1 protein-coding gene and 1 pseudogene are annotated in these 2145 nt (G+C 54.1%); both read right to left on the reverse strand.

Annotated elements, in window-relative coordinates:
• Positions 1-276 precede the first annotated feature (276 nt).
• Positions 277-1647, reverse strand: coding sequence for an L-serine ammonia-lyase (locus tag KP705_RS15300; protein WP_211499581.1), 1371 nt, complete (start codon positions 1645-1647; stop codon positions 277-279).
• Positions 1648-1751: 104 nt separating this feature from the next.
• Positions 1752-2096: pseudogene (locus KP705_RS15305) on the reverse strand (hypothetical protein).
• Positions 2097-2145 lie beyond the last annotated feature (49 nt).

The following is a 2145-nucleotide window of genomic DNA, read 5'->3' on the forward strand; positions in this document are numbered from 1 at the left end:
CGCATCAACCAACGGTTCTTCGATCCCTCCACCTCGTGCTGATCACCAAGCTCGCTCAGCCGRGSAAGSCGCTCTTCAATATCAAAGAAACCCGACTAATTCATCTTYCASCATCCCCAATCAACGCCGAAGAAATGGAATCACACAGAGTCGCTTAGAGCCAAGGGGCTTTTCGAACCCTACAGATGGTCGGGGAGAACGATACCACCTTCGAAAACGGCATCGGCACGTCCTTCCTCCGTCACGGATACGGCATTTCTGACGACTATTTGGACGTCAGCATTCAGGAAAGTTAACAGCGAGGCCACCGAGGGAAGTTTCTTTGTAGCGGTGATTCATATCCCGGCCGGTTTCCGCCATGGTACGGATGACCTGATCGAGAGAAACGCGATGTATACCATCGCCATGAAGAGCCAATGAAGCTGCGTTGATGGCTTTGACTGCGCCGAATGCATTACGCTCGATACAGGGGATCTGAACAAGGCCGGCTACCGGGTCACAGGTCATGCCCAAATGGTGTTCCATTCCTATTTCTGCAGCATTCTCGATCTGTACGGGAGATCCCCCCAGACCAGCGGCCAGTCCCGCAGCGGCCATTGACGAGGCAACGCCGACTTCTCCCTGACATCCTACTTCTGCACCTGAAATGGAGGCGTTCAGTTTGAATAGACCTCCAATGGCTGAGGCAGTCAGAAGGAAGTCATGCATGCTTTTTCGCATAATTTCTGGGGAGCCCCGGAGACAGAAGTCGCGATAATAACGCAGGACCGATGGAATGACGCCCGCAGCTCCGTTCGTAGGAGCTGTGACAACACGGCTGCCTGCCGCGTTTTCTTCATTAACAGCAATGGAGAAGAGGCTGATCCAGTCCATGACACCATGGGCTGAATGGGAATTCGAGGTTTCCCGTGCGAGAAGCTGTTGGTGCAACGCAGCAGCGCGACGTCGAACTTTTAATCGTCCTGGAAGTGTCCCGGTCTGTACAAGTCCACGTTCGATGCAGGCCATCATGACGTCTATGATCTGGTCGAGATAGGCTTCTGTTTCTTCCAAGGGGCGAAGGGCCATTTCATTGGCCATGACTACTTCGGCAATAGTCAGGCCATGTGTGCTAGTCTGCTCAAGAAGTTCCCTACCGCTGGTGAAGGGGTAGGGAACGTGCGGTTGGGCGTAGCCTGCGGTCTCTGTGGCGGTTTCAGGAACAATAAATCCACCCCCTACCGAGCAGAAGCGGGCAGCGGCCGTTACCTGACCCTCTGCATCGAGAGCTTCAAACTGGAGGGTATTGGGATGGACGGGCGGAATGGTTTCCCGATCCAGAACCAGATCCGTTTCAGGATCGAATGCGATAGAAAACCCTTGAACTTGGAGCTGTTTTCTGACGGTAATGGCCATAACGATTTCGTCAGCGTCATCAGGGTCAACGGTCGAAGGGCTTTCGCCACAGAGCCCCAGAATCACAGCCTTGTCCGTGGCATGCCCCTGAGCCGTCCAGGCCAGTGATCCATAAAGGGTAACTCTGAACCGGGCGATGGAGTTCAGGGATTCAAGAGAATCCGTGAACCTCAGGGCTGCCCGCATCGGTCCGACCGTGTGCGATGAGGACGGGCCGATACCAACTTTGAAAAGATCGAAAAGGCTGATCATTAGGGTCTCGATACAGGTGTTCAGGCGTCTGGATATGCGGCGTTATAGATCGGAAAACGCTTGCACAAGGCCTGGCCCTTTGCATGGACGCGATTGGTTCGTGCTTAGTCTGGTGTTTTGATAATGAATCTTTCTGGCTCTGAAGTCCATATTTTGCAGACGTATTTGTAAGGTGTGAGGCCACTCAGCGTCTTGAGCCTTCGCCGAACGTGTCAGATGAGGAATGCTGGCCTRCAGGGCATAAAGGCAGTCATCCAGCGGCAGTAAAGTATGYCGGCGAAAAGCGACTGCCATGGCTTCTTCGGTTTCTGTCAGGCTCGTTGAGCGAGGCTCTTTAGGGCCAGTTTTYTGATCTTCGACAGTCTGGCGCTTGCGCCATTTYRCAACKGTTTTCGGGTTGATCCCGAACTCCTCGCTCAGCGCTGCGATCGCTGTATTGCTGCTCGCACAGCGTGCGCGGTCGTGGCGCTCCCATGACGTCTCTATCCCATAAGGCGT

This window comes from Gluconobacter sp. P1D12_c (assembly GCF_018812105.1).
Lineage (GTDB): Bacteria > Pseudomonadota > Alphaproteobacteria > Acetobacterales > Acetobacteraceae > Gluconobacter > Gluconobacter oxydans_A.